The 17,200-nt window shown below is 51.6% G+C and carries 19 protein-coding genes; 7 read left to right on the forward strand and 12 right to left on the reverse strand.

Annotated elements, in window-relative coordinates; genetic code table 11:
• Positions 1 to 32 precede the first annotated feature (32 nt).
• A complete protein-coding gene (locus EJN92_RS04940; RefSeq protein WP_126126792.1) occupies positions 33 to 824 on the forward strand; it encodes an oxygen-binding di-iron domain-containing protein in 792 nt (263 codons plus the stop codon).
• Between the two features lie 11 nt (positions 825 to 835).
• Here the strand turns inward: EJN92_RS04940 and EJN92_RS04945 are convergent, their stop codons facing one another.
• The 3 genes from EJN92_RS04945 to EJN92_RS04955 all read right to left on the reverse strand — a co-directional run bounded on the left by EJN92_RS04945 (position 836) and on the right by EJN92_RS04955 (position 4,476).
• On the reverse strand, positions 836 to 2,794 hold the full coding sequence (locus tag EJN92_RS04945) for an acyltransferase family protein (RefSeq protein ID WP_170174871.1): 1,959 nt from the start codon (positions 2,792 to 2,794) through the stop codon (positions 836 to 838).
• Between the two features lie 182 nt (positions 2,795 to 2,976).
• Positions 2,977 to 3,885: an AEC family transporter gene (locus tag EJN92_RS04950; protein WP_126126794.1), complete on the reverse strand. Its 909-nt coding sequence runs from the start codon at positions 3,883 to 3,885 to the stop codon at positions 2,977 to 2,979.
• A gap of 114 nt (positions 3,886 to 3,999) precedes the next feature.
• Entirely contained in the window at positions 4,000 to 4,476 is a 477-nt protein-coding gene (locus EJN92_RS04955; RefSeq protein WP_126126795.1) for an Lrp/AsnC family transcriptional regulator, read from the reverse strand.
• Between the two features lie 155 nt (positions 4,477 to 4,631).
• Here EJN92_RS04955 and metC point away from each other — a divergent pair, with 155 nt between their 5' ends.
• Both metC and EJN92_RS04965 read left to right on the forward strand, forming a co-directional pair.
• Entirely contained in the window at positions 4,632 to 5,876 is a 1,245-nt protein-coding gene (metC, locus tag EJN92_RS04960) for a cystathionine beta-lyase (RefSeq protein ID WP_126126796.1), read from the forward strand.
• A 245-nt stretch (positions 5,877 to 6,121) separates the two neighbouring features.
• The gene (locus EJN92_RS04965; RefSeq protein WP_126129781.1) at positions 6,122 to 6,493 is read left to right on the forward strand and encodes a cupin domain-containing protein; all 372 of its coding nucleotides are present in this window, start codon (positions 6,122 to 6,124) and stop codon (positions 6,491 to 6,493) included.
• Between the two features lie 280 nt (positions 6,494 to 6,773).
• Here the strand turns inward: EJN92_RS04965 and EJN92_RS04970 are convergent, their stop codons facing one another.
• The 4 genes from EJN92_RS04970 to EJN92_RS04985 all read right to left on the reverse strand — a co-directional run bounded on the left by EJN92_RS04970 (position 6,774) and on the right by EJN92_RS04985 (position 8,699).
• Positions 6,774 to 7,418 (reverse strand): LysE family translocator, encoded by a 645-nt coding sequence (locus EJN92_RS04970; protein ID WP_126126797.1) that lies wholly within the window; start codon positions 7,416 to 7,418, stop codon positions 6,774 to 6,776.
• Between the two features lie 62 nt (positions 7,419 to 7,480).
• On the reverse strand, positions 7,481 to 7,645 hold the full coding sequence (locus EJN92_RS04975; protein ID WP_126126798.1) for a rubredoxin: 165 nt from the start codon (positions 7,643 to 7,645) through the stop codon (positions 7,481 to 7,483).
• Positions 7,646 to 7,681: 36 nt separating this feature from the next.
• Positions 7,682 to 8,044, reverse strand: coding sequence for a c-type cytochrome (locus EJN92_RS04980; RefSeq protein ID WP_126126799.1), 363 nt, complete (start codon positions 8,042 to 8,044; stop codon positions 7,682 to 7,684).
• A 70-nt stretch (positions 8,045 to 8,114) separates the two neighbouring features.
• Positions 8,115 to 8,699 carry a ferritin-like domain-containing protein gene (locus EJN92_RS04985; protein WP_126126800.1) on the reverse strand — a complete coding sequence of 195 codons (585 nt, stop codon included), beginning with the start codon at positions 8,697 to 8,699 and terminating at the stop codon, positions 8,115 to 8,117.
• 341 nt (positions 8,700 to 9,040) lie between these two features.
• Between EJN92_RS04985 and EJN92_RS04990 the strand changes: the two genes are divergently transcribed.
• Both EJN92_RS04990 and EJN92_RS04995 read left to right on the forward strand, forming a co-directional pair.
• Positions 9,041 to 9,451: a type 2 periplasmic-binding domain-containing protein gene (locus EJN92_RS04990; protein ID WP_170174872.1), complete on the forward strand. Its 411-nt coding sequence runs from the start codon at positions 9,041 to 9,043 to the stop codon at positions 9,449 to 9,451.
• A 38-nt stretch (positions 9,452 to 9,489) separates the two neighbouring features.
• Entirely contained in the window at positions 9,490 to 10,659 is a 1,170-nt protein-coding gene (locus tag EJN92_RS04995) for a hypothetical protein (protein ID WP_126126801.1), read from the forward strand.
• 142 nt (positions 10,660 to 10,801) lie between these two features.
• Here the strand turns inward: EJN92_RS04995 and EJN92_RS22115 are convergent, their stop codons facing one another.
• Both EJN92_RS22115 and EJN92_RS05005 read right to left on the reverse strand, forming a co-directional pair.
• Entirely contained in the window at positions 10,802 to 10,909 is a 108-nt protein-coding gene (locus tag EJN92_RS22115; RefSeq protein WP_126129783.1) for a twin-arginine translocase TatA/TatE family subunit, read from the reverse strand.
• A 34-nt stretch (positions 10,910 to 10,943) separates the two neighbouring features.
• A complete protein-coding gene (locus tag EJN92_RS05005; protein ID WP_126126802.1) occupies positions 10,944 to 12,023 on the reverse strand; it encodes a hypothetical protein in 1,080 nt (359 codons plus the stop codon).
• Positions 12,024 to 12,203: 180 nt separating this feature from the next.
• On the opposite strand from EJN92_RS05005, the gene EJN92_RS05010 reads away from it, so the two are divergent.
• Positions 12,204 to 12,833, forward strand: a complete 630-nt coding sequence (locus EJN92_RS05010) for a helix-turn-helix transcriptional regulator (RefSeq protein WP_126126803.1) — start codon at positions 12,204 to 12,206, stop codon at positions 12,831 to 12,833.
• 137 nt (positions 12,834 to 12,970) lie between these two features.
• Here EJN92_RS05010 and EJN92_RS05015 read toward each other — a convergent pair whose 3' ends face one another.
• A complete protein-coding gene (locus tag EJN92_RS05015; RefSeq protein ID WP_126126804.1) occupies positions 12,971 to 14,242 on the reverse strand; it encodes an amidohydrolase family protein in 1,272 nt (423 codons plus the stop codon).
• Positions 14,243 to 14,362: 120 nt separating this feature from the next.
• On the opposite strand from EJN92_RS05015, the gene EJN92_RS05020 reads away from it, so the two are divergent.
• Positions 14,363 to 15,367: a LacI family DNA-binding transcriptional regulator gene (locus EJN92_RS05020; protein WP_170174873.1), complete on the forward strand. Its 1,005-nt coding sequence runs from the start codon at positions 14,363 to 14,365 to the stop codon at positions 15,365 to 15,367.
• Here EJN92_RS05020 and EJN92_RS05025 read toward each other — a convergent pair.
• Both EJN92_RS05025 and EJN92_RS05030 read right to left on the reverse strand, forming a co-directional pair.
• Positions 15,364 to 15,927, reverse strand: a complete 564-nt coding sequence (locus tag EJN92_RS05025) for a YggT family protein (protein WP_227869713.1) — start codon at positions 15,925 to 15,927, stop codon at positions 15,364 to 15,366. The genes EJN92_RS05020 and EJN92_RS05025 overlap by 4 nt on opposite strands.
• Positions 15,928 to 16,000: 73 nt before the next feature.
• Positions 16,001 to 17,080, reverse strand: coding sequence for a transcriptional regulator (locus tag EJN92_RS05030; protein ID WP_126126805.1), 1,080 nt, complete (start codon positions 17,078 to 17,080; stop codon positions 16,001 to 16,003).
• Between the last annotated feature and the right edge of the window lie 120 nt (positions 17,081 to 17,200).

The raw sequence follows: 17,200 nt of genomic DNA on the forward strand, positions 1-17,200 counted from the left end.
AGACCTAGCCGGGCGCGACACGGGAGTAGCAAGTGGCAATAGAATTATTCAATGACGGCAAACACATTTGTCTGATGTTTAACGACCTCGGCAAAGGTGGCAGTGATGAAGCGGTGCAAGCCAATCAATTTCTGATCGTCTCAGATGGCGAAGGTGCACTGATCGACCCTAGCGGCAATCTCACCTACAATAACCTGGTGCTGGAGCTACAAAAACATATCCCAAAAAAACAGCTGAAATATCTATTTGCCTCCCATCAGGATCCCGATATTATCGGCGCACTCGATAAGTGGTTATTCAGCACAGAATGTCAGCTCTACGTCTCGTCTCTGTGGTCGCGCTTTGTTCCCCATTTTTGCAATCTCAATCGCGCCGATGGCCGTATCACCGGCATTCCCGATGAAGGTATGGCTATCCATTTGCGCGACACCACGGTGTACGCGGTACCGGCGCATTTTTTACACGCAGAAGGCAATTTTCAGTTTTACGACAGTAAATCAAAAATTCTATTCTCCGGCGACATGGGCGCCTCTATGGTCGATGCGCACGAAATTAGCGAGCCGATCAAAACAAAAGACGAGTTCTATGCGCAGCTACACAGTATGAGCGGCTTCCATAAGCGCTATATGGTGTCGAATAAGGTCTGCAGGTTCTGGGTAAATATGGTGCGCCAAATGGAGGTGCAGATGCTAGTGCCGCAACATGGCCGCTACCTGGTTGGCGAGGCGATTCCCGCGTTCTTAGACTGGATAGAAAATTTGCAATGCGGTGTCGATCTATTTACCCAGGAACATTACCGCTTCCGCTTGCAGTCGCGCACTTAATCAGCGCCAGCCTATTGCGCCCGAAACACCTGGGCAAACATAGGTAGCAAGAGCTTATTGCCGTATTCGCTGAGATGATTATCATCGTGATACAAAGGCCTGCCATCCTTACTACCGTAACAGCGACCGTCGTGGCACAAATAAGGCAGCGGATCGAGTATTTGCACGCCACATTGCGCATGCGCTGCGTCTTGCGCGGCCCATACCCATTCATTGCGCGCATGATAGTCTTTCAGAGATATCGAAATATCCGTCTCCAGCCCAAAAGCCATACGACGCGACTGCAGGCGCGGCACATCCACGCCCATCTCGGGGATGGGGCGCATCAGGTAGACCTGCCGACCCTGCGCCAATTGACAAGACGATTTGCGTATGGCATCGGCGAATTCCTTAAAAAATTCATTCGTCATACTGGCGTAGGTTTTTGAAAAAAACATAGGTGGCGCTTCTTGCTTTAGCTGCGTCTCACGCGAATATTCCGGATAGCGATTCACAATCAACAGAGGTACGCTGGGCGGCAAACTCTGCATACGCGCACTGGCCCAATTAATAAATCCGCTGCATTGGTAATCTTTACGGATGCTGCCGGCGTCGGAAATGAGCTGCATTCCCGGCACAAAAGCGCAACCACTGTAGGTCCATTGCACCACACCCGCACCAACCTCCGGCTGAGCTTGCGCCAATGCCGTGACGATCGCCCCCGCATGACTATCGCCGGCCAGGATCAGCTTCCACTTCTGGCCACCGTATAGGCAGGAGGGTGATTCTATCCCCTGGTGTGCATGACACTGTTCTCGGCGCGGATTGGTATTATTTGCCTCGGCCGCCGCCAATTCTATCGCGCTGGCAAAACGCCCCGCTAAGCCGCTCTGCATACGTACCAGCATTGCTGGCAACAACACGCAGCTAGCGGCCAGTGCTAATCCCAGCATCGCTGGCATTGCGCGCTTAATCGCTAATACTTTACGGCTAGGGTTTTCTACCAACAAAAACGATAAATGTCCCAGTAGCAGCGTGAGTAAAATTCCGGCAAACGTCGCCAGATAATGCGTATTCAACTCGGCATACACTAAGGCCACGCACACGGGCCAATGCCATAGATACAGTGAATACGAGCGGTCTCCCAGCCATTGTGCAGCGCGGCTAGCAGTCCAAACAGAGGCCCGATTTAGCCACAAAATCAACATCGCAGCCAGCACCGGCAAGGCGGCGCGATATCCCGGCCAGGCAGTCGTCTTATCAAACAGCGCGACCGACGCCAGTATCAACCCAAAGGCCAGTGCCTGCAGCCAGCGCGCCATTGCGGGCGCTAGCTTGGGCCGCGCACTGGCCATAAACACCAAGCCACCCGCCAACATTTCCCAGGCTCGCGTGTGCAGTAAATAAAACGCCATACTAGGCAGGAAAGCTGTGACCCAGAGCGAGGCTGAAAATGACAGCAATAGCGCACCCAGTAGCACGGCTATTTGCATGCGCCGGCCCGGCCAGAGTCGCCATGCGCCCCACAGCAGTAGCGGCAAAATTAAATAGAATTGCCACTCCACAGAAAGTGACCAGGTGTGCAGCAACCATTTATCGTGGGATGCCAGATCAAAATATCCGGCCTCATCCCAGTACTTGAGATTCGACACAAACAGCAGACTGGCGATGACATGCGTGCCCAGCATCAGGTAATCGGGGGGCATCAACAAAAACCAGCCGAACCCGAGCAAGATGGCACATAAAACCAGCAGCGCTGGCAAGATCCGTCTGGCTCTGGCCAGATAAAAATCCGGGATGGAAAAATGTCCCTGCTGCAAACCTTTGATGACGATGCCCGTCATCAAAAATCCAGAGATCACAAAAAAGATGTCGACCCCGACAAAGCCACCGCCAAAACCAGGCACCCCGAAATGATAGAGAATCACCACGGCGACCGCCCAGGCGCGCAGGCCATTGATGTCGCTTCTAAACGAAGACCTAGTCGTCATGGAGGGTGAATATTCGATACTCATAGACGTCTAGAGTATCAAAATATTATCGATAGAATTTATCACAAACACAACAACACTCAAGATTACGCAAGATGGCGAAACTATCCTGCATCCTTCGCTTAGGCTAATGTGTATATCCTCACAGCGCGTCTTTTTCTTACCACAAAATGTAGTCAGCTTCAGCGCAAACCTAGCCATAGACCTAGGGGCACAAACACCAGCGCGGCCAGATTGCCTAATAAGACTATCGAGGCGACTTTATCCGGTTCTTGCTGATATTGCTCGGCCACCATGAAGCAAAATACGGCGGGCGGCAAGGCGGCAAACAGATACATCTGGCCGCGCTGGGTCGCGCTCAGTGGCAACACCTGCTCTAGCAAGAGCGCCATGAGGATGCCTGCGAGCGGGCAGACGATGGCGCCGACCATGCCTATGCGCCAGCTAGAGAAATTAATATCGAGCATGCGCACGCCCAGCGCAAACAACATGATAGGGATGCAGGCATCGCCCAACATCTTGAGTGCGGTAAATAAGAATATCGGCAAACGCCATTGCAGCAGGGCAAACAGCATACCCGCCATCATCGCCAGCATCATGGGGCTGAGTAAAAACTTAAACGGCGAAGCTTTATGATCAGGGTGGCCGCGCTGAATAATCATGATACCGACCGTGAAATACACTAGGTTGCAGGCCATGAACAGCGCCACCGCAGCCGACAAACCGCTGGCACCAAACGCCAAGGCTGCCAGTGGCAAGCCCATATTCCCGCAATTGTTGTACATCATGGGCGGCACAAAACTGCGCACATCGTAGCCAAACAGGCGCGCCACCGGCCAGGCCAATAAGCCGGAACCGAGTGCAATCAGGCAGCCCGCCAGGATCAGCCAGGCATTGTGCGCCACATCAAAATCCTTGGCGGCTAAGGCGGTAAATACCAGTAGCGGGCACAGCACATCCATGCTGACCCGATTCACCGCCAGCATATCGTCTTTGAGCCCCTCGCCCTTGTAGCGGGCATACGCGTAACCGAGACCGATGATAATAAATACCGGCAAAATAATGGCAATGATGCGGTTAAAAATATCCAAGCTTTACTCTCTGTCTTTAGCGTTAGAAGGCATATACTCCCTCATTTTTTTAATAATATCTGCTACTTGCGCATATATTCATTGCGCGAAATAAAAATACCCACCCCCAGTATCCTATTTTACGGTTTTTAAGATAGCGTAGTCTAAAGGCAGGGCGGTGGTGCTTTTAATCACTTCCATGACGAAGCTGGAACTGACATCCTGCAGATCAGCGACCCGTATCAGCTTCTTGTAGGCGACATCAAAACCGGCCATGTCTGGCACATGCATTTTTAGCAGATAATCGATCTCGCCGCTCATGCGAAAAATCTCGACGATCTCAGGAATGTCGCGCACCCCCGCGATAAAGCGCTGCATCCAGGCCTCATTATGTTGCGCCGCCTTTAAAGCCACCATCACCGTCAGCCCCAGATTAAGCTTAGTCGGATCACACAAGACGACCTGCTGGCGGATCACGCCCTCTTCTTGCAGTTTTTGCACGCGGCGCCAGCAAGGTGTTACCGACAAATGCACGGCCTGAGCCAGATCGGCCAGCGCTACCGAGGCGTCCTTTTGCAATATAGCGAGTATTTCGAGATCTTTTTTATCCATAAACTCTACTTTATAGAAAATTATTCTCTAATTCATGAAAATTAGAGTGATTTTTGGAAAATAATTCCCCGTCAACATTGTTAGGATAGCGCCTATACTCAATTGCAGCAGCTGCACTTTTCATTTAAGCCGCGCTGCCACTACAAGGACACAACATGCACAAGCCCACCCCACAATGGCAAATGGATACCCTGCTGACCCACGCTGGCCGCAAGGGCAAAGCGCATAGCGGCCCAGTCAATCCGCCAGTGATACGCGCATCCACCATGTTGTTCCCAAATGTCGCTGCCTTAAATAAAGCCAGCGGCACCCGTGGCATCTACGGTCGCCACGGCAACGAAACCACGCACGCGCTAGAACATGCACTGTGCGCCGCCGAAGGTGCGGCCGCCTGTCTGTTGACGCCATCCGGCCTGTCCGCCATCACCACCACCCTGCTCGCTTTGCTGCAGCCGGGCGACCATTTGTTGATGGTCGACACCACCTACGATCCTACCCGTTTATTTTGCGAAGGCATGCTCAAGCAAATCGGTGTCAGCACCACCTATTACGATCCATTGATAGGCGCCGGCATCAGCGCACTGATGCAGCCCAATACCAAAGTGGTGTTCGTAGAATCACCTGGCTCGCTCACTTTTGAAGTGCAAGATATTCCCGCCATCGCCAAGATCGCGCATGCGCAAGGCGCTTTGGTGGTGTCCGACAGCACCTGGGCCACACCGATAGGCTGGTCTAGCTTTGAGCTGGGCATCGATGTCTCGCTACACGCCGCCACCAAATACATCGTCGGCCATTCCGATGCGCTGATGGGTATCATCCTCACCACTGCGGCCTTGGCCGAGCGCCTGCGCTGCACTTACAAGCAACTCGGCTTAACCATCAGCGGCGACGATGCGGCACTGGCGCTACGCGGTTTGCGCACGCTGTCGGCGCGTCTGGCGATGCACAGAAGCAGCGCGCACCAGATCGCCACCTGGTTGAAAGCGCAGCCTGAAATTGCCGAGGTGCTCTACCCGCCTATGGAAGGCAGCGCCGGCCATGCCATTTGGAAACGCGATTTCCGCCCTGAATATGCCTGCGGCCTGATGGGCGCGGTATTCCGTGCGGATATTAGCGAGGAGCAAGTGGCCGCGTTAATCGACCGTACTGAGCTGTTCGGCATAGGCTTTAGCTGGGGCGGTTTTGAAAGTCTGATACTTCCCACCGCGCCGCGCCACTGCCGCAGTATCAACGCTGAGCACTGGCAAGCGCCGATGATGCGCCTGCATGTAGGCTTGGAAGGCGTACAGGATTTGATCAGCGATCTGGAGTGTGGCTTCGATGTCTTACGCACGATGCAAGTAAAGCAAGCGACGATGACTATGCCGATCAACACGACAAGCCACAAAACAGCGGCCTGATTGCTGATGCGTGAAATGCCGCTGACCTAGTCCAGAGACGCATAGCCATGCGTCTTTTTTGTTTGAATTCTTGACAAGAAAGACGATCAGGCGTCAAATCAGTGCGCGCCCTAAGTTCAATCTAGGGGCGGCTGTATTCTCCCGGATTTTTCTCGCGTCTATCATCAGGAGGCATTTTGACCACTACCTTAAAAATCAAGCTCGTTAACGCCAGCCTTGCCGCGCTCGCCCTCAGTACTTTAGCCATCGTCACCCTAACCCCTGATACCGCACACGCTCAAACCGCTGGTTTGACCCGTACTATCGTCACGCGTGCCGATGTCTCGGTGCCAGGACGCGAAGCGGTCGTGGCAAAAGTAGAGATTGCACCAGGTGTCGTAGTCGGCTGGCACACCCATCCCGGCGACGAGATCAGCTATATCCAGGAAGGCGAAACCGAGCTGATGGTGGCCGGCCAGCCGACTCGCATCCTCAAGGCAGGCGAGGGATTTATCATACCGGCCGGCATCGTGCACGGCGCCAAAAATATTGGCAGCACCAGCGTCAAATTAGTCGGCGTCTACGTTATAGAAAAAGGCCAAGCCCTGGCAACACCGGCCGCGCCACCAGCGCAATAAACACTGAGCACCGATCAGGCAGAGCCGCCCAACAGCAGGCGCAAGCTAGATGCGCCTGCTGGCAGCATTATGGCCTGGAAGGCGCATCCAGATTGCGTATCACTGAGATGGTAACTTCTAAAAACCCCATACTCGGGCGCATCGCTGCGTTGCAAATCCTCGCAATACCGACGTATTGCTCCGGTTTGCGCCTTGCGCTGCATCCCGATTAAAGGGTTTTTAGAAGTTCCCGAAATAATTTGAAGTACCTTTCATTCCCTAGCATGGCAACGCTGCGAATTCAGATCTTGCCAACGCTCAAAATCAAACGTAAACCCAGTAAGGCCATGACGCTACTAGCCACACGATCTAATCCGGCCTTGTAGCGCAAGTAGGCTTCGCGTGGCGCTACGGCTGAGAGTAGCAAAGCCACCGTGCTATACCACAGCACCTCAATCGCAAACACCAGTAACGGTAAAGCGATCAAGAGCCGGGACGAGGCTTGCTGCGGCACCAAAGAGGCGAAGATACTGGCGATCACGATGGCGGTTTTCGGGTTGCTCAATTGCGTCCCCAAGCCCAAGACAAATGCCCGACGCACGCTGCCCACTTGCGATCCTCGCGCCTGCGGCGTCTCAGTCACTACACTTAAGCTATCAGGGGCGGCACTCCAGATGCGATATGCCATCAGCAGCAGATACGCGCCACCCGCTAGTTTTAATCCTAAGTATAGCCACGGCACAGCTGTCAATAAAGCCTGCAAGCCCAACAGCGCGGCGGCGGCAAACACACTACCACCGACACCCATGCCGAAGGCGGCCGCTAAGCCTTGCTGACGACTGCGGCTCACCGCGATTCGCGCCACCATCACAAAGCTAGGGCCTGGGCTCATCGCGCCCAAGGCAATGGCGCTGGCGACTGCGCTCGCGATCAATATTTCATGCATGCTTACTCCTTAATTTGGTCTGGACTCAGGTGCTGGCGGTGCCAGTCACTGAGCTGTGCCGCCTATACTTCTTGCATATCAAAGTCGGCTTTGGCAACGCCGCAATCAGGGCATTTCCAAGCTTCATCGATGTCTGTCCATCGTGTACCGGCGGCGATCCCCTCCTCTGGCAGACCTAAGCTTTCATCGTAAATAAAACCGCAAATGGCGCATTGATATGTTTTCATACTGAACTACTTTCTATCGTTGAAAAAAGATTTAGATTAAGGCTGGCTTTTGAGATAGGCGATCAAATCTTCGCGGTCTTTGGCGCTGGCCACGGCATAGCCCATTTTTTGCCCAGGGATGAATTTTTCTGGATTACTCAACCACAGATCCAGGTTCTTTTCTGTCCACAGCAGCTTAGACTTTTTGAGGGCGGGGCTGTACTCAAAATCAGCAACGCTACCGGCTTTTCGACCAAACACGCCCTTATGCGCTGGCCCGGCCATACTCGCAGCGATGGAGTGACAGGCGATACACTGCGCACCGTACAAAAGCTGACCGTTTTTTAAATCGCCTTCAGCCTGCGCCAGTGGCGCGAGCAAGGCGCTCAACAGCGTGACTGTAGTTAGAATAATTTTCATCAAAGCTCCCCATCCAGGTAGGCGCGCTAGCCGCTTTTGCGTGCGCAAAGCGGCCAACACAAAACTGCAATCAGGCACCGAACAACATGGCTTTTGGCAAGGGCAAACCCAGGGCATTATTTAGAATGGCCCAATGCGCCACTTCATCGGCGGCCAATCTGGCGGCGATTTTGGCAAATGCACTATCTTTAAACGCTGGGATCACGCTCAGATAAGCATTGGTCGCCCCTAGTTCCAAGGACAAGGCCAATTTCAAAATATCTTCCTGACTCTTCAATTCGGCTGCATTGAGTGCTTTGGCATACACCTCCAGAGATTTTTCCTCTACCGCTTTTCCACCCAGTTTGACGATGGCGCCTATCAGCAAATCTCTATGGATTTTGTGATCGTCCTGAAAGCGCAGCGCAATATCGAGCACCGGTTTTTGCAGCAAGCCACTCTTGGCCCCCAAGGTGTAGGCGTTAATCCCCTGATGCTCCAATCCTAAAGCGACGTTCAAAATGCCGACATCATTGGCGATGTCGCCCTTACTGCCTGCCGCATTCGCCTCTTGTCCCGCCAATAGGAGAACGGCACCACCGGACAACATTGCGACACTACTGCCACGCAAAAAACCACGTCGGGTATTGCTTTGCTCGATTAAATTCTTGATCATTTTTACTCTCCATTTATCCTCCATCGCCATTTACACCCATGGTAATTGGCTGGAGTGAGATCATCATAAACACATAAAAATAGTTTGTACAGTTAAATATGTCTTAAGTGTTTAAATGGCGCGATAAAATGATTATTGCTAAAGTGAGAAAGCGATCTCCGGTCTTTCCCAGCGGGCCTCATCGATTCATTTTTCGACGCACTTCAAGTACCGACTGAACAAGCATCGTTGCGATTTCACGACAAAACGTCCACTCTCGGCATACAGGCGTAGACTCACTGGGTTGTTGAGTATTTATATTTCGATGTTGGTCACGCATATCAACAGTTAGGAAAATAATAATGAAAAACGCTCTTTTCCCCACAGTAATCGCCACTGTTTTATCAATGATTACGCTGCCCGCCTTAGCCGAACTTGTCATCGTCGTTAATCCTCAAAACCAAGCCTCGCGCATGACGTCGGCGCAAGCCTCACAATTTTTCCTTGGCGGCTCGGTCATGTTTACTCCTCTTGAGCAAGCGGACGGTTCAGCGATCCGTAGCGAATTTTATAAAAAAGTCTTAGAAAAAGAACCGTCACAGGTGCAGGCAATCTGGGCAAAAATTGTCTTCACGGGCAAGGGCAAGCCGCCCAAAGAATATAAGTCGAGTGTAGAAGTCAAAAAAGCGATAAGCGAGAATGTGAACGCCATCGGGTATATAGAAAAATCGGCAGTAGATGACAGCGTTAAAGTCATCGCGACCATACCTTGAAGCCTGCCATATTGATTACTCTTTTAGGAGACTATGCGATGAAACACACATTATTAGCTTTGAGCCTGGCCAGCCTTATTCCAATGACAGCATCCGCGATCGACTTAACGGAAGACGGTAGCTGGAAACTGACTGGATTTTACAATCTGACCGGCGCCAAGGTATTAAGTGGTTCTGCACTTGGCAGCAGCGACCCATGGACCTACCAGCAATGGAAATGTCCATGCACGATACAGGGCTGGGAATATGCCAGCGTCTACCAAAAGAGCAAAGGCTTCCAGGTCGATCAGGAGTCACTGCTTGGGGTTCAGATCAAGAAGGATTTCACACCTACTTTTTCGGCGACCGCACAACTCATTAGTCGCGCAAACAATCCCAACGATGGCTCACGTCCGACAGTAGACTGGGCCTATGCGACCTGGACGCCTTCAGCCGATTCTGCCTGGACTTTCCAGGCCGGTAAGATGCGCATCCCCTTGTACTATTACAGCGATTATCTGTACATAGGCTACGCCTATCCTTGGGTGCGACCAGCACCGGACGTATATGGCTGGCCTATCTATGCCTACAACGGCGCGAATGTCAGTTATCGCACTCAAGTGGGAAATAGCGATTGGGCCGCCACCATCGCCGCATGGACCGGCGGCTATACACAAAAAGAGAACGCATACGATACCCTGATTTATTACACCACGCCGACGCACGAATCCTGGAAAAGTATTCTGGGTACGTCTGTAGCGGTGAACAACGGTATTTTTGACGTTCGTGCCATGTTCATGGGATATAAAGACAGTACCTGGCAAGATAATCCTGATGGCAGCCGTCTGTATTTTGTTCAGGATCAATCGACCAAGATCATGGGAATCTCCGCCAATATGGATTATAAAAATTGGCTGATCAAAACCGAGGTGGATCGCTATGAACAAGTCGATGCGGCGAAAGGGCTCAACAACATTTATAAATATGCCTTGTTTGCGGTAGGCTATCAATATAAAGAGTGGACTCCGATGTACACCTATTCACAGTACACCACAGTCAATGAGCCGACTGAAGGACGTAACACGCACTATCTGTCTTTGCGTTGGGATTTTAGAAAAAATACCGCACTTAAACTGCAGTACGATGTCAGCAAGGATAAGTCACATTATTCTTATCCATTTTTTGGTGACTCAAAGTTAATCTCTATTTCCTTACAGGGAGTTTTTTAGTTACGCGGAAAATGTCGCTATGCGATGCTGATCTTCAGTCCCGCATAGCGATACCGACCCGGTAGATTTTTTGCTCATCCCACACAGATCTTCCGCATATTCTGGTTTTATTGGGGTTTTATTCTGGATTATTGCTGCGTTTTCATGATTCATCGCTCCCTGCGTTCACTCCCGTCTTAAATCCTTGGACAGCCTTACCCAGATCGCTGCCGATATTACTGATTCTTTTATTGCCAAAGATCAGTTCGATAGTTGATTGATTGAATGATGATCACAACGCCGGTTCAGGCTTTCCTTCTAGCGCTTTCCGTCACATAGCCTGCTGGCATATGTCCATCCAGTTTAGGAAATTGCGCTAATTTTTTCGCATTCCAGCGCGCCAGTCTTCCTTTGCCCAGAGCGGGTACTCGCAGGGTATCGACTTGATAATTACTCTTTTTAAAGACAGGGTCGAAGCGCCCGTTGGCCAAGTCTCGCGTATACGGTCTGCTGGCCAGCGATAGCGCCGCAATCGCAAATGGATCTAGCTTGCGACTAAACCGGGCATAGCCTTGATACAAAAAATTTTCGGCAACCCGGCGATCGCTGTCTTGTATCAGGCTATCCATAATTTCGTGTAATAAGTCGCCGACACTGGCGTATTTGAGCAGGATAAAAAACCGGTGATGATCTAACTCTGGAAAATCACCCTCTATCATTCTGGCCAAAGGCGCTAGCCCAAGCTGTAAATCGAGTAACAGCATACCTTTTTGCTGCTGCTGTTCAAGCAGAGTGATGCGTCTTTGCCCGACTCTAAGCGAACTCAAGCACGCCTGTATTTCAGCCACAGTCAGCGGCACATCGTGTCTGGCGGGATTGCATAAGTCGCGATTATTCGCCATTAAAGGCAAATCCTGATGGCAACTAAACGCGGCACTAGCGCGACCAGAAACAGGCTCGCGCAGCGTGAGTAGTTCGCGTATTTCGTGTTCACGCGCTTTTTTCACTGCCAGAAATGCGGTTTGTATCACTTCTGAAGTCGGTGTATAGCTCTCTATGCGCCATTTTCTGCCATACACCAGTTTGCGCGCCCGGATGAGATTGCCGCGCTCGTAATTTTCCCGTCCTATCATACCAACTTGTAAATACAAGCCATTAAGATCCTGATCAGCGAACAAGAGGCTATGCTGGTCTAGCCGTATGTGAGCAAGGGTTTCCTGCACGCTAGCAAGACTTTGCTGATATTCCAGATAATGCTGAGGGATGCAGCTACGGCCATTCTTCAAACGGACGTGCGGCGCATGTAACATCGGTGTTTCAGCTAAATTATTCGTGAGACCGCGACTGCGATAAGTCGTGTTGAGTTGCGATGCTTGGACTGACATGTGAATTTCCTGATTTCAATTTTCTTAGGACTTACGCAAAACCGCATCTTAATTCAGTAAAAATACTTTGTACAGTAAAATATGTTTAAAGTGTTTTATTAGGAAATTGCAGTAAAATACGCTTATAGAAAAAGCTAGCCTGCTTGCTGGCGATGGAGCGATTACCCCTAGGGAGGACACGTGCTAGAAATATTGGGAATGCGGCAGAAAGAATTACTCAAGCTGCTGTTAAAAAATAAGACAGGGATGACCGCCGATGAATTATCGGCGCAACTGAGCATCACCCGCAATGCGGTACGCCAGCATTTGGCATCTTTGGAGAATGATGGGCTTTTAAAAAAAGGGCAAACCCGCGCCTCGGGTGGCCGACCAGAGCAGCTTTACTTACTCACCGACAAAGGCAATGAATGCTTTACCCGGCATTACGCCTGGTTTGCTCAATTGCTAGTCGAGTCGCTGCAACAAGAGAGTGGAGCCGATGAGGTCGGCGAACGTTTCACTTTGATGGGTACGCGCATAGGTAAGCAATTGAGCAGCCAACATCCAGAACTAAGCGTGCGCGCCGACAAAGTAAAAAAACTAGCCGAAATCATGGAGCAATTGGGCTACAGCGCGAATGCTATGTTGAGCGACAATGCGGAAAAAATCGAAGCAAGTAATTGCGTCTTCCATACTCTGGCGGTGGCGAATCCGCACATTTGTAAATTCGATGTCGCACTACTCTCGGCTTTCACCGATAGCGCGGTAGAACATCAAGAGTGCATGGCGACCGGTGGCAATGTGTGTCGCTTCAAATTCAAAGCCAGCTAGGTTATCACCTGGCGTCAGACGAAAATGCCTGGCCTATGCGCAATCCAGGTGCGGCTGTTGGCTGCTTTTGCTGCCAGCAGCCGCATGGAATATGGGTATGGCTATTGAGATTTTTTAATTTGCTAATTGAGCCCGCCTCATGCCAATCTAAAATTGAGCTGAGTTGGGCGGCCTGGCAATTGTAATTGCGCGTGCGCGGCTGGCATCTGGCTCAGCACTTGGCCGCGCCGGATTACGCATAATCGCGCCGCACGCAGGCGTAGCGCCTCGACAGTACTGCTGGCGTCGAGTATCAGCAGATCGGCATGACAGCCCACTTGCAGGCCATAGCCCTGCAAGCCCAAAATCTTGGCAGGCGCCTCGGTGACTGCATTGAAGCAAGATCGCATCGCCTCTTGCCCCGTCATCTGCGCTACATGCAAGCCCATGTGAGCTACTTCCAGCATATCGCCCGACCCTAGGCTATACCAGGGATCCATGACACAATCCTGACCGAAGGCGACGTCTATGCCAGCGGCCATTAATTCTGGCACGCGGGTCATGCCACGTCGTTTGGGGTAAGTGTCGTGCCGCCCTTGTAGCGTAATATTGATGAGCGGATTGGCGATTGCTGCCACCCCCGCTTCGCGTATCAAGGGCAGTAATTTACTGACGTAATAATTATCCATGGAATGCATGGAGGTTAAATGTGAGCCAGCCACCCTGCCCTGCAGACCCAGTCGCTGACTGTGATAGGCCAGAGTTTCGATATGCCGCGACATAGGATCGTCCGACTCATCGCAGTGCATATCGACTCGCAGACCTTGGTCGGCGGCGAACTCGCACAACAAGCGCACCGATTCGGCACCGTCAGCCATAGTGCGTTCAAAATGTGGAATACCCCCCACCACGTCCACACCCATGGCAATTGCGCGCTTCAGATTGGCAAACGCGCTGGCGCTACGCAATAGACCATCTTGCGGAAACGCCACCAGTTGCAGATCCAGATACGGCGCCACTTGCTGTTTGACCTGGAGTAAAGCTTCGACCGCCAGCAATCTATCATCGCAAATATCCACGTGACTGCGTATCGCCAGTAAGCCACGCGCTACCGCCCAATCGCAATATTGCAAAGCCCGCTCGACGATGGCGTCCTGCGTCAGCGTCGCTTTAAGTTCACCCCACAATGCGATGCCCTCCAGCAAAGTGCCAGACTGATTAACCCGCGGCAAGCCATAACTGAGCGTAGCGTCCATATGAAAATGCGCATCGACAAAAGGCGGACTCACCAGATTGCCATTGGCCTTGATCTCGCTGAGTGCCTGCAGCGGCAGCGCCGGTTCTAGTGCAACGATACGGCCACCGATTACCCCGATATCCATCCCAGTGCGACCATCAGGCAAATTGGCATTACGTATGATGAGATCCATTGCGGTCGTCCTATCTTTAACTGAGCATTAAAAAGTGTAAACCTAGCGCATCACTCGTTGAATAATTTTGGTTTCGTACAGAGTATGCGTCATAATCGCAGCTAAGAAAGGCAGGATCATATGGCAACTATGAAGCAGGTCGCGGAGAAGGCTAGGGTCTCAACCACCACGGTGTCTCACGTCATCAATAATACCCGAGTCGTTAGCGAAGATGCGAGAGAGCGTGTGCTGTCCGTTATCAAGCAAATGCGTTACATCCCGAGCGCGGTTGCACGCAGCTTAAAGAATGATAAGACGCATACCTTGGGCATGATTATTCCAAATAATTCGAATCCCTATTTTGCGGAAGTGATACAAGGCATAGAGGCGGAGTCTTTTAAGCTCGGATACAACATCATTTTGTGCAATTCCTACGACGACCCAAAAAAACAGGCGGCGTACACCAGAGTCTTGATGGAGAAACGCATCGATGGTTTGATAATCGTTTCATCCGGTTCCGACGAAGAGCTTAATCAACTACTGGCCGACGAAGGCATACCTAAAGTCTTGGTTGATAGAGAAGTGCCAGGTTTGGCGGCCGATTTCATCGAGGCCGATCATGAGCAAGGTGGCTATCTGGCAACCAAGTATTTGATCGATCTGGGACATACCGATATAGCCTGCGTCTCTGGCCCCAAGACCTTACTACCTAGTGGCGACCGGGTACAGGGCTATTGGCGCGCACTAAAAGAAGCTGGCATCGCCAGACGTGAAGAATATCTGGCACATAGCGACTTTACCAGTCAGGGTGGATTTACCGCATTTCAGCAATTGTTGGCATTGGAAAGACGGCCAAGCGCAATCTTCGCCAGCAATGACTTGATGGCCATAGGCGGCCTATGCGCAGCGCATCAGGCTGGCATGAAAATTCCAGAGCAACTGTCCGTCATCGGTTATGACGATATTGCGCTAGCTTCGTTTAGCACGCCACCGCTGACCACCATTGCCCAGCCAAAATACGAAATCGGTGTCTTGACCGCACAAGTGATGGTGCAGCGTATCCGCAATGCCGCATCAGAATTGCAAAGAGAGAAGCTGGAAACCAAGCTGATGATACGCCAGTCGACCGCCGCCTTTAAAGCTTAAAACCCAATTGCCACGGGTAATAATTCCGATAGCAGTCGATTCAAAACTTGTATCGCAATCAAAGCTATCAGCGGTGAAAAATCGATGCCGCCCAAAGCCGGGATTAATCTGCGCAGGGGCGATAGGATAGGCTCATTCAAGGCACGGATAAATGGTGCGAATGGTGCATGTGGATTGACCCAGCTAAACACGGCCTCCAGTATCAACAAGGCCATAAAACCATACAGTATCCATTGCGCCATCTTGAATGCTGCCAGTAATATGATCGCGACAAATGAGAGCTGCGACAACAACCAAAAATTAAGCAACACCGCCAGCAGCGCCACCAAAAATGCTGCGATCAAACTAGCCCAATCATATCCGGCAAAGCCCGGTATCAGGCGCCGGATTGGACGCACTAACCAGTCAGTGATCTGAAAAATTGATTGCGCCAAACCAGCTGGAGGCCGCACGCGCTGCGCCTGCATCCAAAACCGCAACAACAAAAACCCGGCAAATAAGCCGGCGACGGTATCGGTAATAAAGCTAAAAATTCCATACAACACGAAGCTACTCCCCATAAAAAAACCCACTGAGTGAAATCACACAGTGGGTATTGTGCCTTAATACCGCCAGGCATCCAAGCATGTCAAATTATGATGGACGACTACCAGTAGGGAAAGGCCAAGCAGCGGTTGGGCTAACCACCGTTTTTGCATCTGGCGTAGCCGGTTTAGCCGCAACTGCTGCCGGAGCCGCTGGAGCTGCTGCTGGCTTGGCTGCTGCTTTTGCCGCTGGCTTAGCTACTGCTTTTGCTGCTGGCTTAGCTGCTGCTTTTGCCGCTGGCTTAGCTGCTGCTTTTGCCGCTGGCTTGGCTGCTGCTTTCGCCGCTGGCTTGGCTGCTGCTTTCGCCGCTGGCTTGGCTACTGCTTTAGCTGCTGGCTTGGCTACTGCTTTAGCTGCTGGCTTGGCTGCTGCTTTTGCTGCTGGCTTAGCTGCTGCTTTTGCCGCTGGCTTGGCTACTGCTTTTGCCACTGGCTTGGCTGCTGCTTTTGCTGCTGGCTTGGCTGCTGCTTTTTTCGCTACTGGCTTAGCTGCTGCTTTTGCTGCTGGCTTGGCTGCTGCTTTTTTCGCTACTGGTTTAGCTGCTGCTTTTGCTGCTGGCTTGACTGCTGCTTTTGCTGCTGGCTTAGCTGCTGCTTTTGCTGCTGGCTTGGCTGCTGCTTTCGCCGCTGGCTTGGCTGCTGCTTTTGCTGCTGGCTTGGCTGCTGCTTTTTTCGCTACTGGCTTAGCTGCTGCTTTTGCTGCTGGCTTAGCTGCTGCTTTTGCTGCTGGCTTAGCTGCTGCTTTTGCTGCTGGCTTAGCTGCTGCTTTTTTCGCTGCTGGCTTAGCTGCTGGCTTAGCTGCTGCTTTTTTCGCTACTGGCTTGGCTGCTGCTTTTGCTGCTGGCTTAGCTGCTGCTTTTTTCGCTGCTGCTTTTGCTGCTGGCTTAGCTGCTGCTTTTTTCGCTGCTGGCTTAGCGGCTGCTTTTGCTGCTGGCTTAGCGGCTGCTTTTGCTGCTGGCTTAGCTGCTGCTTTTGCTGCTGGCTTGGCTGCTGCTTTTGCTGCTGGCTTGGCTGCTGCTTTTGCTGCGGGCTTGGCTGCTGCTTTTACCGCTGGCTTAGCTGCTGCTTTTACCGCTGGCTTAGCTGCTGCCGCTTTCTTGTCCACGGATGGTTTTGGTGCTGTTGCCATTATGTTTCTCCTTCATGTTAGATGGAAAAAATTAAATAAAAAATTAAAATCCGCTAAAAAATCCGACTAGCGGATTATTCATCGGCACAAACACAAGATCTGTTTATGCCAGTGAATTTG

The organism is Undibacterium parvum, assembly GCF_003955735.1.
GTDB classification, from domain to species: Bacteria; Pseudomonadota; Gammaproteobacteria; order Burkholderiales; family Burkholderiaceae_D; genus Undibacterium; species Undibacterium parvum.